This is a genomic window from Methylobacterium sp. Leaf361 (genome assembly GCF_001424445.1).
Lineage (GTDB): Bacteria > Pseudomonadota > Alphaproteobacteria > Rhizobiales > Beijerinckiaceae > Methylobacterium.
Map to the genome: position 1 here is coordinate 94091 of NZ_LMPY01000045.1, position 16452 is coordinate 110542.

At 70.8% G+C, this 16452-nt stretch carries 18 protein-coding genes; 10 read left to right on the forward strand and 8 right to left on the reverse strand.

The genetic code is table 11. The annotated features are described in order from the left end of the window. The first annotated feature begins 2 nt into the window (after positions 1-2). A complete protein-coding gene (locus ASG32_RS24160) occupies positions 3-458 on the forward strand; it encodes an NfeD family protein (RefSeq protein ID WP_056531510.1) in 456 nt (151 codons plus the stop codon). Positions 459-467: 9 nt separating this feature from the next. On the opposite strand, the gene ASG32_RS24165 is transcribed toward ASG32_RS24160, so the two are convergent. Continuing rightward, positions 468-3347, reverse strand: a complete 2880-nt coding sequence (locus ASG32_RS24165) for a phosphoenolpyruvate carboxylase (protein ID WP_056531513.1) — start codon at positions 3345-3347, stop codon at positions 468-470. A gap of 243 nt (positions 3348-3590) precedes the next feature. Here ASG32_RS24165 and ASG32_RS24170 point away from each other — a divergent pair, with 243 nt between their 5' ends. Then, entirely contained in the window at positions 3591-3893 is a 303-nt protein-coding gene (locus tag ASG32_RS24170) for a hypothetical protein (RefSeq protein ID WP_056531515.1), read from the forward strand. Further along, positions 3890-4606, forward strand: a complete 717-nt coding sequence (locus tag ASG32_RS24175; protein ID WP_056531517.1) for a hypothetical protein — start codon at positions 3890-3892, stop codon at positions 4604-4606. The genes ASG32_RS24170 and ASG32_RS24175 overlap by 4 nt, the downstream gene beginning before the upstream one ends. A 3-nt stretch (positions 4607-4609) precedes the next feature. Here the strand turns inward: ASG32_RS24175 and ASG32_RS24180 are convergent, their stop codons facing one another. Then, the gene (locus ASG32_RS24180; protein WP_056531519.1) at positions 4610-4969 is read right to left on the reverse strand and encodes a helix-hairpin-helix domain-containing protein; all 360 of its coding nucleotides are present in this window, start codon (positions 4967-4969) and stop codon (positions 4610-4612) included. Between the two features lie 225 nt (positions 4970-5194). Between ASG32_RS24180 and rpmF the strand changes: the two genes are divergently transcribed. Then, positions 5195-5383, forward strand: coding sequence for a 50S ribosomal protein L32 (gene rpmF / locus ASG32_RS24185; protein WP_003601373.1), 189 nt, complete (start codon positions 5195-5197; stop codon positions 5381-5383). Positions 5384-5402: 19 nt separating this feature from the next. On the opposite strand, the gene ASG32_RS24190 is transcribed toward rpmF, so the two are convergent. Together ASG32_RS24190 and phaR are read right to left on the reverse strand one after the other, a co-directional pair. After that, positions 5403-5717 carry a hypothetical protein gene (locus tag ASG32_RS24190; protein ID WP_056531520.1) on the reverse strand — a complete coding sequence of 105 codons (315 nt, stop codon included), beginning with the start codon at positions 5715-5717 and terminating at the stop codon, positions 5403-5405. A 93-nt stretch (positions 5718-5810) separates the two neighbouring features. Next, the gene (gene phaR / locus ASG32_RS24195; protein WP_056531522.1) at positions 5811-6407 is read right to left on the reverse strand and encodes a polyhydroxyalkanoate synthesis repressor PhaR; all 597 of its coding nucleotides are present in this window, start codon (positions 6405-6407) and stop codon (positions 5811-5813) included. Positions 6408-6732: 325 nt separating this feature from the next. Between phaR and ASG32_RS24200 the strand changes: the two genes are divergently transcribed. From ASG32_RS24200 to ASG32_RS24215, 4 genes are all read left to right on the forward strand, one after another. Continuing rightward, positions 6733-7917, forward strand: a complete 1185-nt coding sequence (locus ASG32_RS24200; protein WP_056531524.1) for an acetyl-CoA C-acetyltransferase — start codon at positions 6733-6735, stop codon at positions 7915-7917. 114 nt (positions 7918-8031) lie between these two features. After that, entirely contained in the window at positions 8032-8760 is a 729-nt protein-coding gene (gene phbB, locus ASG32_RS24205) for an acetoacetyl-CoA reductase (protein WP_020090774.1), read from the forward strand. A gap of 420 nt (positions 8761-9180) precedes the next feature. Then, entirely contained in the window at positions 9181-9657 is a 477-nt protein-coding gene (locus ASG32_RS24210) for a hypothetical protein (RefSeq protein WP_107351999.1), read from the forward strand. A 21-nt stretch (positions 9658-9678) separates the two neighbouring features. Further along, a complete protein-coding gene (locus tag ASG32_RS24215; RefSeq protein WP_056531526.1) occupies positions 9679-9918 on the forward strand; it encodes a hypothetical protein in 240 nt (79 codons plus the stop codon). A gap of 220 nt (positions 9919-10138) precedes the next feature. Here the strand turns inward: ASG32_RS24215 and ASG32_RS24220 are convergent, their stop codons facing one another. Then, a complete protein-coding gene (locus ASG32_RS24220) occupies positions 10139-11365 on the reverse strand; it encodes a glycerophosphodiester phosphodiesterase family protein (RefSeq protein ID WP_056531528.1) in 1227 nt (408 codons plus the stop codon). 95 nt (positions 11366-11460) lie between these two features. Then, complete coding sequence (locus ASG32_RS24225) at positions 11461-11889, reverse strand: cupin domain-containing protein (protein WP_056531529.1); 429 nt, start codon at positions 11887-11889, stop codon at positions 11461-11463. 99 nt (positions 11890-11988) lie between these two features. Between ASG32_RS24225 and ASG32_RS24230 the strand changes: the two genes are divergently transcribed. Next, positions 11989-12612, forward strand: coding sequence for a ribonuclease D (locus ASG32_RS24230; protein WP_020090768.1), 624 nt, complete (start codon positions 11989-11991; stop codon positions 12610-12612). Positions 12613-12776: 164 nt separating this feature from the next. Here the strand turns inward: ASG32_RS24230 and ASG32_RS24235 are convergent, their stop codons facing one another. Then, on the reverse strand, positions 12777-13415 hold the full coding sequence (locus ASG32_RS24235; RefSeq protein WP_056531531.1) for a VOC family protein: 639 nt from the start codon (positions 13413-13415) through the stop codon (positions 12777-12779). 218 nt (positions 13416-13633) lie between these two features. Next, positions 13634-15043, reverse strand: a complete 1410-nt coding sequence (gene glnA, locus ASG32_RS24240) for a type I glutamate--ammonia ligase (RefSeq protein ID WP_012322030.1) — start codon at positions 15041-15043, stop codon at positions 13634-13636. 332 nt (positions 15044-15375) lie between these two features. On the opposite strand from glnA, the gene ASG32_RS24245 reads away from it, so the two are divergent. After that, positions 15376-16410, forward strand: coding sequence for a glutamine synthetase beta-grasp domain-containing protein (locus tag ASG32_RS24245; protein ID WP_012322031.1), 1035 nt, complete (start codon positions 15376-15378; stop codon positions 16408-16410). Positions 16411-16452 lie beyond the last annotated feature (42 nt).

Consider the following 16452-nt stretch of genomic DNA (forward strand, 5'->3'; position numbering starts at 1 on the left):
CGGTGACGCTCGATTCCCTCGCCGGAACCCTCGGGGCCCTCGGGGCGGCCTGGAGCTGGGTCATCGCCGGCCTCGTGCTCGCCGGTGCCGAGATCCTGCTGCCCGGCGTGTTCCTGATCTGGCTCGGCCTCGCCGCCGTCGCGACCGGCCTCGCGGCCGCGGCGCTGCCCATGCCCTGGCAGGGCCAGACCCTGCTGTTCGCCGGTCTCGCCGTCGCCCTGGTGGCGCTCGCGGCCCGCCTCCAGCACCGCGGCAGGCGGGCCGGGCCGGACCTGAACCGCGCCGACCGCGGCCTGATCGGGCGCGAGGGCGTGCTCGACGAGCCGATCGTGCGGGGCGCGGGCCGGATCCGCTTCGACGACACGCTGTGGCGGGTCGAGGGGCCCGACCTGCCGGCGGGCCGCCGGGTGCGCGTCACCGGGATCGGCGGCACGGTCCTTCGGGTGGAGGCGGCCTGAGGGCCGCGCCTACCCGAACGCCCCGACCTCGTGCTGGATCATCCCCGAGATCTCCCGCACCTGATCGAACATCCGGCGGATCGGCTGGAACAGGTTGGCGTGCTCCGCCTCGTAGGTGCCGACGTCGCGCGGGCCGGCCGCCTCGCCGAAGTTCAGGCCCAGCGTCGGGTCCGGCGTCACCGGGAAGATCGCGTCGAGGAGCTTCAGGCAGCCGTCGATGTCCAGCCGCAGGAAGCGCTCCAGCAGCTGCTCGCGGGAGATGCCCGCCTGCGGTCGGAAGCCCGGGATATGCACCGCCAGGAACCAGATCCGGTGGATCAGCGCGAGGCGCAGGGCGTGGAGCAGCGTCAGCCGGGCCGACATGGCGGGCAGGTCCGGGGCGGCAGCGCTCAGGGCGAGCCAGTCCCGGGTCAGGCGTCCGAACAGGTTCCGCAGCGCGGGGGCGAGGTCGAGGCGCTCCAGCGCCCCGGAGATCACCACCAGTTCGTCCCGGCGGAAATCCTTCTGGGTGCGCCGCGCCCGCTCCAGCCACACGGCCGGATCGAGGGTGTCGATATAGGCCCGCAGCACGTCGAGGTCGCCGACCGAGGCGGCGTGCTGGACCAGCCGGAAGGCCCGGGAGAAGCGCACCGAATCGCGCCGCATGTCGCGGAACAGGTCGGGGCCGCGCTGCGCGGCCCGGCCGATCCCGTGGAGGGAGTTCGCCAGGAAGCCGAGCTGGTGCAGGATCGCGTTGTTGGGGATCGCCCGCATCTGGCGCGGATGGGTGATCCGCGCCGGGCCGCCGTTGTCGGTCTGGCGCGCGACCGGGCGCGACCCGGTCCGGTCGATCAGGCTCGGGCCGAAGGTGCCGAGGAGCGCCGCGTAGCCCGGGTCGTCGACCAGCGACTCCATGTCCTGGCGGGCTGCGGTGAAGAATTCGAGGGCGAAATCCGGCTCGGCGTAGATCGGGTCGACCTTGCCGTCGGAGGCCTTCGGCCGGTCGTTCAGGGCGTAGTCCGAGAACGAGTCCTCCTCCGTCACGTCGAGGGCGTAGACGTGCTCCGCGATGCGGGCGACGCTGGCGCGCGCCAGCGCCTCGGTGCCGTACAGCAGGTAGCCGTCGGTGCCCTGGAAGCTCGATTCGAGCCGGACGCGGATGCCGGCCTTGCGGGCCCGGTCCCGGGCATCCTCCGGGGCGAGGTAGGCGAGGCGGTCGCGCAGGGAGGTCGGATGGGCGCCGCGCCCGATCGATTCGCCATGCGTGTCGAAGATCGCGAGCTCGACGTCGGACAGGCCGTTCTGGACCAGCATCTCGGTGATGCGCAGCCGCAGCCGCTCGATCCAGAAGGTCGCCGCGAGCTGGCCGACGTAGCGGCCCGAATCGGAGTAGCCGAACTGCACGGTGAGGCGGCCGATGCGCTTCAGGTACTGGCGCCAGTGCGGGTTGCGCAGGGCGTCGTCGAGCACCCGGATGCCCTGCTCCAGCGCGCTCGCCGTCTCGAACAGCGGCGTGATCTCGAGCTTGTCGGCGATGCCGTAGTGGCGCGCGAGCCAGAGGGCGGCGAGCAGGGTGTAGCCGGTCTCGGTCTCGGCGATGAGGAAGCGCACCGGATGGGTGCCGTCGACGTGCTTGAGGATCTGGGCGATCGTCATCATCAGCCGCGCCGCCGAGGCCCGCTCGGCCGCGAGCGCCCCGAAATCGACCGCCACCGGGCGGACGTCGTTCAGCAGCGTGTGGATCGTCGCGAGGTGCGAGCGGCGGCGGGCCGCGTCGGTGGGCTCGCCCTCCAGGTCGATCACCCGCCGCACCGCGTTGTGGATCTGGCTGGCGTTCAGCCGGAAATGCGGCAGGGCGTTCGACAGGCCGTGCGTCGCGACGCCCGCGCGCAGGACGGCGATCCGGCGCTGGTCGGCCGGGTCGTCGGCGGCCTCGAGGGCCTTGGTCAGCGCGGCGACGAGGGCGCCCGCGTCGGTCTGGGCGCGCTCGCGCTCGATGATGAGCGCCAGGGCGAAGCGGTGCACCGCCTCGAGCGATGGCTGGTCGCCGAGGCGCGGCGCCACCGTGAGCTGGCGGTTCACCGCCGCCAGGGCGTTCTCCGCGAGGGCCCGGACCTCGCGGCAGGCCGGGATCTCGGGCAGGTCGCGCATCACCCGGTCGAACTGCATGCGCTTCGAGATCAGCCGGTAGCGCAGGGTGTCCCACCAGCCGATATCGGTGCGCCCGTCGGTGTCGCAGCCGACCCAGCTGGCGATGGCGAAGGGGCGGGGCGTCAGCTCGGTCCAGCGGTCGGGCCAGCGGGCGCGGGCGGCGTCGAGCAGGGCGCCGTTGAAGGCGTCGAGGGCGAGCCGGCCGTTATTGGCCGCCGCGCAGGCCTGCTCGAACTCGACATCCAGGGTGATCGGCGCGTCCGGCCGGGTCGACAGGGCCGCCGCGCGCGCGACCAGCCCGGCGCGGTCCCTGGCGTCGGGCAGGCTCGCGGCCTCGGCGAGGAGGCCCGCGACGGCTCGGGGCATGCCGAAGGTGGGGTGGGCCGTGAACACCACCGCGAAGGCGGTGCGGTGGATCAGGGCCGCGAAAGCCCCGACGCCGTCCGGCCGGTCGGGTGCCGCCGCCACGAGCCGCGCGGGGATCGCCGCCTGCGGATCCTCCGGGCCGGCATCGAGCCCGACATAGGCCCGCAGCCGTTCCGCCCGCGCTGCCAGCGCTGCGGCACGCAGGCGCACGAACAGGCCGTCCAGGTCGCCCGTCGAGATCTCGTTCCGGTCGAAGCGCCGGGTGATCGCCAGGGTCACCGCCAGGACGGGGTTGCGGAACGGGTCCTCCCGGGCCTGATCCCGGGCGGCCTCGATCAGTCCGAGGAGGTGCGCCTCCAGTTCCTCGGGCTCGCGGCTCGGCTCGTGCTGCATCGGTCGGTCCCGGCTCCGGTCTGCCCGCATCTACCCGGTCCGGCGGCCCACGCAAGGAGCGTTCCGCACGTGACCCGGGACTGACCGGCTACTGACCGGCTACTGACCGAAGACGGGGCCGAGGACGTGACCGGGGACGTGACGTGGGACGTGAGGGGACACACAACCGCGACGCGGCGGGGCGATATCGACGATGGGATGGGGTGGCGGCGGCCTGAACCGCAGGCTAGAGCTGACCTCCTGATGGAGCGCCTGTTCATCATCCTGGCTATTCTGGTCTTCGCTGTCGCCATCGTCGCCGTGGCCGCGATGGCGGCGCGCGGCCGACGCGAGCCCCTGCGCATGGGTTCCGAACTCGACATCGAGGACGAGGACCTCGTCCTCGGCTCGGTCGGACCGCGCAAGAGCCCGATCGACCGCAGCGCCCAGGTGCTCGACCCACGCGTGCTCGATCTGGACGCGATCGAACTGGAGCCGATCCGCGCCCTCGACCGGACGCAGCGCGACGCGGCGCTCCGCGGAGATCCGCCGGGAGCCGGGCGATGAAGCGATGTGCGCGCGGGGTGGCCGGGCTGCTGCTCGCCGGTCCTCTCTGCCTGTCGACGATGCAGGCGACCGCCGCGCCTGCCGGCAAGCCGGCGCCGGCCGCGCCTCCCCAGGCTTCGCCCGCGCAAGTCGCGCCTGCACCGGCCGCGCCTGCGCCGGCCGCGCCCGCCGCGACGGCGCCGCCGGGCCAAGCCGCGCCTCAGGCGGCGAGCCCCACGCCCGCTGCCGGCCCGACCCTCGAGCAGCCCTGCGGGACGCAGGCGGCCCGCTTCGAGAGCGCCAAGGGGTTCAAGATGGTGATCACGCGGGCCGGGCAGGTCCGCACGACGAACCCGCTCAGGCCGCTGACGACCGAGGTGAACGAGGTTCTCCAGGTCGTGATCGCCGGAAAGGTCGCCACGGCCTACGGGCCCGATTTCACCACGCTGCGGCGCGGCGGCGCCGCGTCGGGTGTCGAGGCGATGCTGGGCAGCCCGATCCACTGGGAGCCGACGCTGCCGACCTTCCCCGACCCGATCGCGATCGTCAGCGAGGAGGGGACGCCCCTGGCGCAGCTGACCTTCCGCGCCTGCGAGGCGGCGCCCGCCGTCAAGGCGCCGAAGGTGCCGAAGGCCGAGGCCCGCAAGAAGGCGCCCCGCCAGGCGGCACCGAAGGCGGCGGCCCCGAAGACGCCCCCCGGCTTCTCCATGCCCCAGGGGGCGATCGCGGAGTAGCGGCTACTTCTGCTTGGCGATGACCTTGTCCTTGATGCCGTCGTAGACGCTCTGCGGGATGATCTTCTTGGAGACGAGATCGTCCTTCCCGCGATACGGCCGTCCCTTGATGATCGCGGCCGCGCGCGCCGCGCCGATGCCGGGCAGCGCGTCGAGCTCCTCGGTGCTGGCGCTGTTGAGATCGATCAGCGCCCCCTTGGCGGCGTTCGGCGATCCGGCGACGGGCGCGCTCGGGGCGGCGGGCTTCGCGGGGGCCGTCGGTGCCGCGGTCGTCGGCGCCTGCGGCGCCTGCGCCAGGGCTGGGGCCGCGACGAGGCTCGACAGGAGGGCGAGGAGGGCGAGGGTCTTGGTGGAGGAAGCCATGGCGTTCTCCCGAGAGGCGCGGCCCGCACCGCGGTGCCGTCCGGCCAGATCTGCGCCGCTCCGCTTGAACCCGCCCTTAACGGTTGTGGTCCGGCACCCCTAGTCACGGGCCGGCGCCGGAGCTATAAGCCCGGCCTCATCCGTATCCCGCGGTGTGCGTGGCGATCCTCGATCGAGGAGCCGCCCGCGCGCCGCTTTGTCCGCGGCGTCACGAAGGATCCTGCCATGGCCGTTCCGAAGCGAAAGACCTCCCCCTCCCGCCGCGGCATGCGCCGCTCGGCCGACGCCCTCAAGGCGCCGACCTACGTCGAGGACAAGGATTCCGGCGAGCTGCGCCGTCCGCACCACATCGACCTGAAGACCGGCATGTACCGCGGCCGTCAGGTCCTGAAGGTGAAGTCGGCCGAGGCCTGAACCTCGCGAGGGCGGCGCCTCAGGCGAGGCGCCGCGCGGCGTCCGCGTAGCGCGCGGCGGCCATCCGGGTCCGTTCCAGGCGCGACGGCAGCAGCGTCGGATCGTCGGCCGTCAGCAATTGCGCGATGAAGCCGGCGCGGGGTCTCCCCGCGGCCGCGCGTTCTGCTGTCTGGGTGCTCGACGGCGCTTCGGACAGCCCTCCGTCGATCAGGGCGAGCGCCTGGACCTTCGTCCGCGCCGCCTCGGGGGAGGCGTCCGCGTCCGGGACCGGCGCGCGCCGGGTGGAGCGGACCTGTGTCGGGCCGAGACGGCTGACTGTTCCGATACGCACCATGCGCACATTCTCCGCACGTTTCCGTGCCCGTGTCGCAAAGGTGGGGCCGACGTTTACCGATCGTCAACCCTTCGTCCGATCGGTCCGGCCGAATTACTTTTTCGCGAGCGCCTCCAGGCGCTGCTGCATCTCCAGCATCTGGCGCTTGAGATCGTCCAGCTCGCCGCCCCCGTAGGTCGCGGGCTGAGTCGCGGCCGGCGCCGTCGGCTGGGCTCCCGGCGCGGGCGGGGCGAAGCCCGTGAACATCTTCATGGCATCGCCGAAGAAGTTCATGTTGGTGCGCACCTGCTGCTCGATGGCGTTCTGGAACGCCGCCGGGCCGAAGCTCTGGGCGAATTTCTCGCGCAGGCCGTCCTGGTCCTTGGCGAAGTTCGCCATCGAGAATTCGAGGAAGCTCGGCACCATCGTGCGCATGCTGTCGCCGTAGAAGCGGATCAGCTGGCGCAGGAACGCCACCGGGAGCAGGTTCTCGGCGCCGGCCTTGTTCTCCTGCTCGAAGATGATCTGCGTCAGGACCGAGCGGGTGATGTCGTCGCCCGTGCGCGCGTCGTAGACGACGAAATCCTCGCCGTTCTGCACCATCGTGGCGAGGTCCTCCAGCGTCACGTACGTCGAGGTGCCGGTGTGATAGAGGCGCCGGTTGGCGTACTTCTTGATGACGGTCTGGGTGGCCTTGACGGTATCCGCCATCGGGAACGGCCTTTCTGGACTCGGGACCGGGGGGCGTTGCAGACGCGCGGTGCTGTCTGACGGGGGCTGTCTTCGCGCCCGCAACACGATCCTTAAAGCCTTCCCCGGGCGCAGAAAACAGCAAACTGCAGCTGTTCAACGCAGAATAATGCAGAGCGGTCGGGGCGGTCGCGCCATTTCAGTCTCGCGGTCGCGTCATCGGCGCGTTTGGCGCGTTGATCCACAACCTTGACTTCGCCCACCTCAGGCCCTTCATCCCAGGGCCGGCACAGAGCGCGCCCCGGGACGTGGAAGGCGCGCCGGCTCGCGAGAGGAGAACGTTCACATGGCAGGCAGCGAAGAGATCGTCATCGTCGGGGCGGCGCGCACGCCGGTCGGCTCGTTCGGCGGCGCCTTCGGGGCGGTGCCGGCCCACGAGCTCGGCGCGACGGCGATCAAGGCCGCCCTGGAGCGCGCTAAGGTCTCGCCCGACGAGGTGGACGAGGTGATCTTCGGCCAGGTCCTCACCGCGGGCGCCGGCCAGAACCCCGCCCGGCAGGCGGCCATCAAGGCCGGCATCCCCGAGAAGGCCACCGCCTGGGGCCTCAACCAGGTCTGCGGATCGGGCCTGCGCACGGTCGCGATCGGCATGCAGCAGATCGCCAACGGCGACGCCAAGGTCATCGTGGCCGGCGGCCAGGAATCGATGTCGCTGTCGCCCCACGCGCAGTACCTGCGCGGCGGCCAGAAGATGGGCGACGTGAAGCTCGTCGACACCATGATCAAGGACGGGCTCTGGGACGCCTTCAACGGCTACCATATGGGCCAGACCGCCGAGAACGTCGCCCAGGCCTTCCAGCTCACCCGCGAGCAGCAGGACCAGTTCGCGACCCGCTCGCAGAACAAGGCCGAGGCCGCCCGCAAGGAGGGCCGGTTCAAGGACGAGATCGTCCCGGTCACGGTGCCGGGGAAGAAGGGCGACACGGTCGTCGACACCGACGAGTACATCCGCGACGGCGCCACCCTGGAGGCGATGGGCAAGCTGAAGCCGGCCTTCACCAAGGACGGCACCGTCACGGCCGCCAACGCCTCGGGCCTCAACGACGGCGCCGCCGCCCTGGTGCTGATGTCGGCCTCTGAGGCCGAGCGCCGCGGCCTGACCCCGCTCGCCCGGATCAAGTCCTGGGCGACCGCGGGCGTCGACCCGAAGGTCATGGGCACCGGCCCGATCCCCGCCTCGCGCAAGGCCCTGGAGAAGGCCGGCTGGAAGCCGTCCGACCTCGACCTGATCGAGGCGAACGAGGCCTTCGCGGCCCAGGCGCTGGCCGTGAACAAGGACATGGGCTGGGACGACGCGAAGGTGAACGTCAACGGCGGCGCCATCGCCATCGGCCACCCGATCGGTGCCTCGGGCGCCCGCGTCCTCGTCACCCTGCTTCACGAGATGAAGCGCCGCGACGCCAAGAAGGGCCTCGCCACGCTCTGCATCGGCGGCGGCATGGGCGTGGCGATGTGCGTCGAGCGGACCTGATCGGTCTGTCACGACAGTATCGGCCCACAACATAGACTTAAGGCCGAAGTCAGAAAAAATCGCGTGCGGACGCCATCCGCACGCGGCATCAAGTGATGCGAACAGGAGGAAACAATGGCTCAAGGACGCGTCGCCCTCGTGACGGGCGGCACCCGCGGCATCGGCGCGGCGATCTCGAAGCGGCTCAAGGACAAGGGCTACAAGGTCGCCGCCAACTACGCCGGCAACGACGAGGCGGCCAACGCCTTCAAGGCCGAGACCGGAATCCCCGTCTTCAAGTTCGACGTGGGCGATCTCGCGAGCTGCGAGGCCGGCATCAAGGCGATCGAGGCCGAGCTCGGCCCGGTGGACATCCTGGTGAACAACGCCGGCATCACCCGGGACGGTGCCTTCCACAAGATGACGTTCGAGAAGTGGCAGGCGGTCATCAAGACCAACCTCGACTCGATGTTCACCTGCACCCGTCCGCTGATCGAGGGCATGCGCAGCCGCAACTTCGGCCGCATCATCATCATCTCGTCGATCAACGGCCAGAAGGGCCAGGCCGGGCAGACCAACTACTCGGCCGCCAAGGCCGGCGTGATCGGCTTCGCCAAGGCGCTCGCGCAAGAGAGCGCCTCGAAGGGCATCACGGTCAACGTGGTGGCGCCGGGCTACATCGCCACCGAGATGGTGATGGCGGTGGCGGAGGACATCCGCAACAAGATCATCTCCACGATCCCGACCGGCCGCCTCGGCGAGGCCGACGAGATCGCCCACGCGGTCGAGTATCTGGCGAGCGACGAGGCCGGCTTCGTGAACGGCTCGACGCTGACCATCAACGGCGGCCAGCACTTCGTCTGATCGCCGCGGGCGCGCCGGATCGACCCGGCGCGCCCGCCCTGTGGGCGAGCCGCCCCACCGCGCCGGACGCGCAACTCTCCGTCCGGTGAGCGTTCCTTCCGACACTCCGCGCGGCCGAGCCCGACGACGGCGCTCCTAGCGCCGGGCCCCGCCTGCCGGCGACCGTCCCGGGCCGCGCCGGTCCGGCCCACGCGCCGCCGGCCGTGGTCGCGGGCCCGCACCATCCGACCCATCAAGCGTGACGAAAGTCCTTCCTCGCGTGCGGAATCGCGCGTCGGGCGGGATAACGGGCATTGCGGGCAGCGATCGAGCCTCCGGCCCGCGTGTTCTGAGACACGAACAATTCGAACGGCCTCGTATAGACCTCCTTCCATCGGCTCACGGATGGTCCTGCCGATAGAAATCGAGGTCCTGAGGATCATGAACAACTGGTTTCACGGTAAATTCGGCGTTCAGTTTATCGGCGCGAGCCAGAATTGTTCTTCCCGCACGACCGCGATCGGTGACGACCGCTCCGGGCTGCCCGCAATCGCGAAGCTCGGGCTCGCGGCGGCCTGTGCCCTGGGGCTGGCGGCCTGCGTCACCCCGCAAGAGCGCCACGCGCTGGATCAGAACCAGTGCTACGCTTTCGGCTTCGAGCCCGGCACCGACGGCTTCGCCGAGTGCATGATGGGGCTCCACCAGCAGCGCGCCGTCGCCCAGTCCAACAGCAACCTGTACTGGCAGGCGCAGCTCGCCGAGCAGAACCGCCGCCGCGAGGCCCAGCAGGACCTCTACAAGGTCATGAGCCTGCAGCGCACCGGCGACGCGCGGTTCCCCGTCTGCGGCGCCTCCTCGGACGGCGGCATGGATCGCCGGACCATGACTTGGTACGGCCCGAACTGCCGCGCCCGCTGATCCGGATCGAGGGAGGTGCCCATGTCCGACATGACGACGCGCGGCCCGCGCAACCCGAGCCGGATCATCTTCGTGACCGTGGCCCTGTTCGGCAGCGCCGTCGGGTTCGCGACCGCCAGCCTCGCTTGGTTCACGCTCGCGGTCCTCGGCTCCGCCGCTCTGACCTGCGCGGGCTACGGCCTGATCCGGCGGCGGCTCGGCTGGAAGCCGCTGAGCGGCGAGTACCTGTTCAACCTCCTCCACGTGCTGAGCCCGCACTAGGCGGACGCCGCGCACGGCCCCGCGGTCGCGCCGCGGGGCTCATCGGCGGGCGGCGCAGGTCCACGAAGACCTGGCCGCGCCGCGCCCCCATCCCCCAGACCGCTCCGCCTCCGAGGCCACCATGACGCTCGCCCTCATCATCACCGGCTTCCTGATCGTGAACTTCGTGATGGCCGGCCTCTTCTCCCTCGTGGCCCTCTGGGCCGACTGAGCGGCGGCGCTACGGAGCGCCGACGCAGTTGGCGTAGAAGGTCGTGGTCGCGGGCCAGTCGGAGAAGACCCCCAGCACGCCCACCTGACCGTGCAGGACGTCGAGCAGCCGCAGGATGTCGCCGTCGCCGGTGACCACCGGCTTGATCGACTGGTAATAATACCCGCCGCCGCCCTTCAGGGGGCCCGAGCGCTCCAGCGACCACGCGATCAGCCCCAGCCCGGCCGCCTTGGCCTCCCGGGCGTAGGTCGAGGGCTCGATCGTCCCGTCCGGGCCCGGCCGGACCAGCATCCACAGCGGCGGCGCCAGGATCTTCACGCCCTTCCGGGCGAGCTCGGCCATGCCGGGCTGCCACGTGGCGGGCTTCTCCGGGTCGAAGCCCTTCGCGGTCTCGTCCCGGTCGTCGAGGAAGATCGCCTGGCGGCCGAATTCCGGATCCTTCTCCAGCCAGTAGAGGATGTCGCGGAGCTGGAAGCTCTGCGGGTAGACGTCGGAGGCCGGGATCCCGGCCTCCCGGTACTCGTCGACCAGCTGCTGGGCGTACATGTCCTGCGTGTAGCTGCCCTGGAACGGCATCGGGACCTGGGGCGCCTTCAGCTCGGGGGTGAATTTCCGCCCCATCCCCTTCACCAGCGCGATGTACTCCTTGTGCGACATCAGCGTGCCGGTGCCGGCGTAGAGGTCGGTGCGCCAGCGCGGCGTGGCGTTCATGTAGGCCGCTACCGTGGTGGCGTCCGGGTCGGACGCGTCCATCTTCCCGTTCAGCGACTTGAATTCGTCCAGCGTCAGGTCGCTGGTGCAGCACTTGGCCGAGGCCTTCCGCCCGGTGGCCGGGTCGGCCGGCGTGAAGCCCTGCGTGCACTTCGCCGCGAGCTCGGGCCGGGCGAGGATGTCGGTGGTCGTGTGCAGGTCGCACTGGCTGTGGCGGCAGACGAGCTGGCGGTCCTTGGTGAAGGCCACGTCGCACTCGATGATCCCGGCGCCCATCCGGTACGCGGCGAGCAGGCCCTCCCGGGTGTGTTCGGGAAACATCAGCGGCGCGCCGCGGTGCGAGATCGAGAAGGTCCGGGGCGTGTAGGTCCGGTCGACGCCGCAGGCGGCGAGCCTGTCCTTGAGCGGGCCGGGCTTCAGCTGGTCGACGAGGTAGAAGGGCCGGGGGCCGAGCTGGGCGGCCTCGCCGGCGAGCGCGGCGCCCGCTCCCAGAAGCAGCCCCAGCCCCAACATGATCGCACGCATCGCGAACCTCCCGTTTCAGGCCGCCGGTAGAGGGGGACGGTGACAGGGGCGTGACCCCGCACGCCCCGGCGCGCCGCCGCCATGATAGCGGCGGATCATCCGCGCGGCGTCGGCCGCCAGTCGGGCGGCGCCATCTCGAAGCCGGCGAAGTCGAAGCCCGGCGAGACCGTGCAGCCGACGAGCGTCCAGGCGCCCAGGCTGGTGGCGGTCTGCCAGTGGCCGGCCGGCACGACGCATTGCGGGCGCTGCCCGGCGCCGAGGTCCGGCCCGAGATGCCGGGCCTCGGCGTCGTGCCCGTTGGGGCTCGTGGTGATCACCAGCGGCGCGCCGGCGTGCCAGTGCCAGATCTCGGTGGCGTCGACCCGGTGCCACGCCGAGACCTCGCCGAGGTCGAGCAGGAAGTAGATCGCGGTGCCGACCGAACGGCCGTCGACGGTCCGTGGATCGCGGAACGTCTCGCGGTAATGGCCGCCCTCCGGATGGGGCTTCAACCCCAGGGTCGCGATCACCTCGGCTGCCGTCATGTCCAGCTCCCTGTCGGTCCCGGCCGCGCGGATCGTCCGCGGCTTGCCGGCACTTGGCACCGATGCTACCGGCCGAAAACCCCGCAAGGTCCGAGAACGATGCCGAGCCCGACCGTACGTCTTCACCGCGGCGACCTGCCCGCCACCTACGACGCGGGGCGGGCGGTGGCCATCGACACCGAGACGCTCGGTCTCAACCCGCATCGGGACCGCCTCTGCGTGGTGCAGCTCTCCACCGGCGACGGCACGGCCGACGTGGTGCAGATCCCGCAGGACGGGCCGGAGCCGGTGGTGCTCAAGCGGGTCCTGGCCGATCCCGGCATCCTGAAGATCTTCCACTTCGCGCGGTTCGACGTGGCGGTCCTGTACAGGGCCCTCGGCGTGATGCCGAGCCCGGTCTACTGCACCAAGATCGCCTCGAAGCTCGCGCGCACCTACACGGATCGCCACGGGCTGAAGGACGTGGTCCGCGAGCTGGTCGGCGTCGACCTGTCGAAGCAGCAGCAATCCTCGGACTGGGGCGCCGAGACCCTGTCGCAGGCCCAGCTCGACTACGCGGCCTCGGACGTCCTCCACCTCCACGCGGCCCGGGAGCGGCTCGACGCGATGCTGGCCCGGGAGGGTCGCACCGACCTCGCGTCCGCCTGCTTCGGCTTCCTGCCGACGCGGGCGCGCCTCGATCTCGACGGCTGGCCCGAGACCGACATCTTCGCGCACACCTGAGGGTCCGGCGGGGCCTGCACACTTCCTGTGCGGAGTGAGACTTTCCTGTCACCGCACCGCGATAAGTCGCTGGTAGGTTGTGGCTGCCTGGGCTTCCGAGTCCCGGCCAGGCCCTCCTCGCCGGTCGCCCACCCGATCAGGCCGGCGAGGAGGGTCCGTCGCCCTCAGGTCAGGGTCCGCGGGCCCGACGGCGTGCTGATCCGGGCGGTCCAGCGCGGGCCCCGGCCGGCTACAACCTGCGGTGGAGCGACGAGGCTCAGCGCCGCGTGAAGCCCCGCGACGGCGGCGGGATCCGGATCCGTTAGGACCAGCGCCTCCAGACCGGCGCCGAGATCCGGCATCGTCGCGGCGGGATTGCCGCGCGGTCCCCACGCCATCGCGCAGGGCGCGGCCCCGTCCGCCGGCCACGCCCCGCCCGGGGGCACCGCGAAGCGCCAGGACAGGTCGCCCCGGGTCATCGTCGCCGCCGCGCCGAGGAGCGCGCCGTGCGCGGCGAGGAGGCCGTCGAGATCGTCCGCGCGGGCGACGAAGCCGCGCAGCCGCCGGCCCGAATCCCAGTCGGCCCGCACCCGCGCCGCGTCGCCGAGGCCGAACCAGCGGGCGCCCGACGGCGGCGGCGCCTCCGGATCGACGGCGATCACCTCCAGGAACAGGGCGTCGCCGAGGCGCAGCAGGTGGTTGCGCGTGCCCATCTCGCGGTGGCGACCGCCCTCGGGCATGGCGAGGCCGAGGCAGTCCCGGACATGGGCCACGCCCTCCGCGAGGTCGGGCGCGACGACGACGAGGTGGTCGAGGGTGAGCATCGTTCGGGCTCCGTGTGCGCGGGCACCTATGCAGCCGGCCGCCGGGCATGCCCGGGACCGCACCGGTCCCGACCCGGTCTCGGCGCTCACGGGCTGCCTCGGGTGAGGCGGCGAGGGGTAACGTCTGAGCGTCCCCAAGAAAAAGGCCGGGGCCCCGCGAGAGGCCCCGGCCCGGAAGTGCGTGCCGGGCCGGGCCTCGTGCCCGGCCGGCTCTCACATCACAGCGAGTAATACTGCACGAACTCGATCGGGTGCGGCGTCATCTCGTAGCGCAGCACCTCGGTCATCTTCAGCTCGATGAACGAGTCGATCTGGTCGTCCGAGAACACGCCGCCCTCCTTGAGGAAGGCCCGGTCCTTGTCGAGGCTGTTCAGGGCCTCCCGGAGCGACCCGCACACGGTCGGGATCTTCTTCAGCTCCCGCGGCGGCAGCTCGTACAGGTCCTTGTCCATGGCCGGGCCCGGGTCGATCTTGTTGCGGATGCCGTCGAGGCCGGCCATCAGCAGCGCCGAGAAGGCGAGGTAGGGGTTCGCCATCGGGTCGGGGAAGCGGACCTCGACGCGCTTGGCCTTCGGGCTCTTGGTCCACGGGATGCGGCAGGAGGCCGAGCGGTTGCGCGCCGAGTAGGCGAGCAGCACCGGCGCCTCGTAGCCCGGCACCAGGCGCTTGTACGAGTTGGTCGACGGGTTGGTGAAGGCGTTCAGCGCCTTGGCGTGCTTGATGATGCCGCCGATGTACCAGAGGCACTCCTGGGACAGGCCGGCATACTTGTCGCCCGCGAAGACCGGCTTGCCGTCCTTCCAGATCGACTGGTGGACGTGCATGCCCGAGCCGTTGTCGCCGTAGACGGGCTTGGGCATGAAGGTCGCGGACTTGCCGTAGCTCTGCGCGACGTTGTGGATGCAGTACTTGTAGATCTGCATGTGGTCGGCGAGCAGGGTCAGCGTGTCGAACTTCATGCCGAGCTCGTGCTGGGCCGAGGCCACCTCGTGGTGGTGCTTCTCGACCTTCACGCCCATGGACTGCATGGCCGCGAGCATCTCGCCGCGCATGTCCTGCGCCGAGTCCTGCGGCGGCACCGGGAAGTAGCCGCCCTTGGTCTGGACCCGGTGGCCGAGGTTGCCGCCCTCGTAATCGGTGAAGCCGTTGGTCGGCAATTCGGTGGAGTCGAGCTCGAAGCCCGTGCGGTACGGGTCGGCGCCGAACTTCACGTCGTCGAACACGAAGAACTCGGCCTCGGGGCCGACGTAGATCGTGTCGCCGATGCCGGTCTGCTGCAGGTAGGCCTCGGCGCGCTTGGCGGTGCCGCGCGGGTCACGGCCGTAGGGCTCGCCGGTGGCCGGCTCCAGCACGTCGCAGACGATCGACATGGTCGCGGCCGAGAAGAACGGGTCCAGCGTGGCGGTGACGGGATCCGGCATCAGCAGCATGTCGGACTCGTTGATCGCCTTCCAGCCGGCGATCGAGGAGCCGTCGAACATGGTGCCCTCGTCGAAGATCTCCTCGTCGATGAGCGACACGTCGAACGTGACGTGCTGCCACTTGCCGCGCGGGTCGGTGAACCGGAAGTCCACGTAACGCACGTCGTTGTCCCGGATCGTCTTCAGCACCTCGGCCGCAGTCGTCATCGTGGGCATCCTCCAGGGATCTCTGAATCGGCTCTCGTGGCGCACCCGCACGCGGTCGCGCGCCGGCAAGCGGCGCTTGATATCCGGCGCGGGCGTGCCTTGCCACCCGCCGGGCAGCGGAATCGGCCGACGGATGAAACGATCGGCCCGTTCACGCACCCGATCTCGTAACCGTGATCGGCAGCTCCGTTTCTAGGGCACCGTTGTTCTCCGGCAATGGCCTTCCTGGCACGATCCATGCAATTGCGGCCGCAGCCGTCGACGAGGCGGCAAGCCGTTCGCGTCTTCCCGGGTTGCCCAGGTCGCGCATCGATACGGACGAGAGAACCGGAATGACCAAATACAAGCTCGAGTACATATGGCTCGACGGGTACACGCCGACCCCGAACCTCCGCGGTAAGACGCAGATCAAGGAATTCGACAGCTTCCCGACCCTCGAGCAGCTCCCGATGTGGGGCTTCGACGGCTCGTCCACCAAGCAGGCCGAGGGCGGCAGCTCCGACTGCATGCTCAAGCCCGTGCGCCACTTCCCCGACCCGGCCCGCAAGAACGGCGTGCTGGTGATGTGCGAAGTGATGATGCCGGACGGCGTGACCCCGCACGAGTCCAACAAGCGCGCCACGATCCTGGACGATGCCGGCGCCTGGTTCGGCTTCGAGCAGGAGTACTTCCTGTACAAGGACGGCCGCCCGCTCGGCTTCCCGGCCTCCGGCTACCCGGCGCCGCAGGGCCCGTACTACACCGGCGTCGGCTATTCGAACGTCGGCGACGTCGCCCGCAAGATCGTCGAGGAGCACCTCGACCTCTGCCTCGACGCCGGCATCAACCACGAGGGCATCAACGCCGAGGTGGCCAAGGGCCAGTGGGAGTTCCAGATCTTCGGCAAGGGCTCCAAGAAGGCCGCCGACGAGATGTGGATGGCCCGCTACCTCCTGCAGCGCCTCTGCGAGAAGTACGGCATCGACGTCGAGTACCACTGCAAGCCGCTCGGCGACACCGACTGGAACGGGTCGGGCATGCACTGCAACTTCTCGACCGCGTTCATGCGCGAGCACGGCGGCAAGGCCTACTTCGAGAAGCTCATGGAGGCGTTCAAGAACGCCCGCGAGGAGCACATCGCCGTCTACGGTCCGGACAACCACATGCGCCTGACCGGCAAGCACGAGACCGCCTCGATCCACGAGTTCTCGTACGGCGTGGCCGACCGCGGCGCCTCGATCCGCGTGCCGCACTCCTTCGTGAACAACGGCTACAAGGGCTACCTGGAGGACCGCCGTCCGAACTCGCAGGGCGACCCCTACCAGATCGCCTCGCAGGTGCTGAAGACGATCGCTTCCGTGCCGACCGAGGCCGCTGCAGCCGCGTAAGACGCGGAGCTTCGACAGACGGTGCGAAGCCGGGCCCTCGGG

Bases quoted from the DNA above. Each gene is read 5' to 3' on its own strand.
- ASG32_RS24190 (WP_056531520.1), bottom strand. From the start codon at position 5,717: ATGGTGCGTATCGGAACAGTCAGCCGTCTCGGCCCGACACAGGTCCGC.
- ASG32_RS24170 (WP_056531515.1), top strand. From the start codon at position 3,591: ATGGAGCGCCTGTTCATCATCCTGGCTATTCTGGTCTTCGCTGTCGCC.
- rpmF (WP_003601373.1), top strand. From the start codon at position 5,195: ATGGCCGTTCCGAAGCGAAAGACCTCCCCCTCCCGCCGCGGCATGCGC.
- ASG32_RS24245 (WP_012322031.1), top strand. From the start codon at position 15,376: ATGACCAAATACAAGCTCGAGTACATATGGCTCGACGGGTACACGCCG.
- glnA (WP_012322030.1), bottom strand. From the start codon at position 15,043: ATGACGACTGCGGCCGAGGTGCTGAAGACGATCCGGGACAACGACGTG.
- ASG32_RS24230 (WP_020090768.1), top strand. From the start codon at position 11,989: ATGCCGAGCCCGACCGTACGTCTTCACCGCGGCGACCTGCCCGCCACC.
- ASG32_RS24210 (WP_107351999.1), top strand. From the start codon at position 9,181: ATGAACAACTGGTTTCACGGTAAATTCGGCGTTCAGTTTATCGGCGCG.
- ASG32_RS24200 (WP_056531524.1), top strand. From the start codon at position 6,733: ATGGCAGGCAGCGAAGAGATCGTCATCGTCGGGGCGGCGCGCACGCCG.
- ASG32_RS24215 (WP_056531526.1), top strand. From the start codon at position 9,679: ATGTCCGACATGACGACGCGCGGCCCGCGCAACCCGAGCCGGATCATC.
- ASG32_RS24180 (WP_056531519.1), bottom strand. From the start codon at position 4,969: ATGGCTTCCTCCACCAAGACCCTCGCCCTCCTCGCCCTCCTGTCGAGC.
- ASG32_RS24175 (WP_056531517.1), top strand. From the start codon at position 3,890: ATGAAGCGATGTGCGCGCGGGGTGGCCGGGCTGCTGCTCGCCGGTCCT.
- ASG32_RS24235 (WP_056531531.1), bottom strand. From the start codon at position 13,415: ATGCTCACCCTCGACCACCTCGTCGTCGTCGCGCCCGACCTCGCGGAG.
- phbB (WP_020090774.1), top strand. From the start codon at position 8,032: ATGGCTCAAGGACGCGTCGCCCTCGTGACGGGCGGCACCCGCGGCATC.
- ASG32_RS24165 (WP_056531513.1), bottom strand. From the start codon at position 3,347: ATGCAGCACGAGCCGAGCCGCGAGCCCGAGGAACTGGAGGCGCACCTC.
- ASG32_RS24220 (WP_056531528.1), bottom strand. From the start codon at position 11,365: ATGCGTGCGATCATGTTGGGGCTGGGGCTGCTTCTGGGAGCGGGCGCC.
- phaR (WP_056531522.1), bottom strand. From the start codon at position 6,407: ATGGCGGATACCGTCAAGGCCACCCAGACCGTCATCAAGAAGTACGCC.
- ASG32_RS24225 (WP_056531529.1), bottom strand. From the start codon at position 11,889: ATGACGGCAGCCGAGGTGATCGCGACCCTGGGGTTGAAGCCCCATCCG.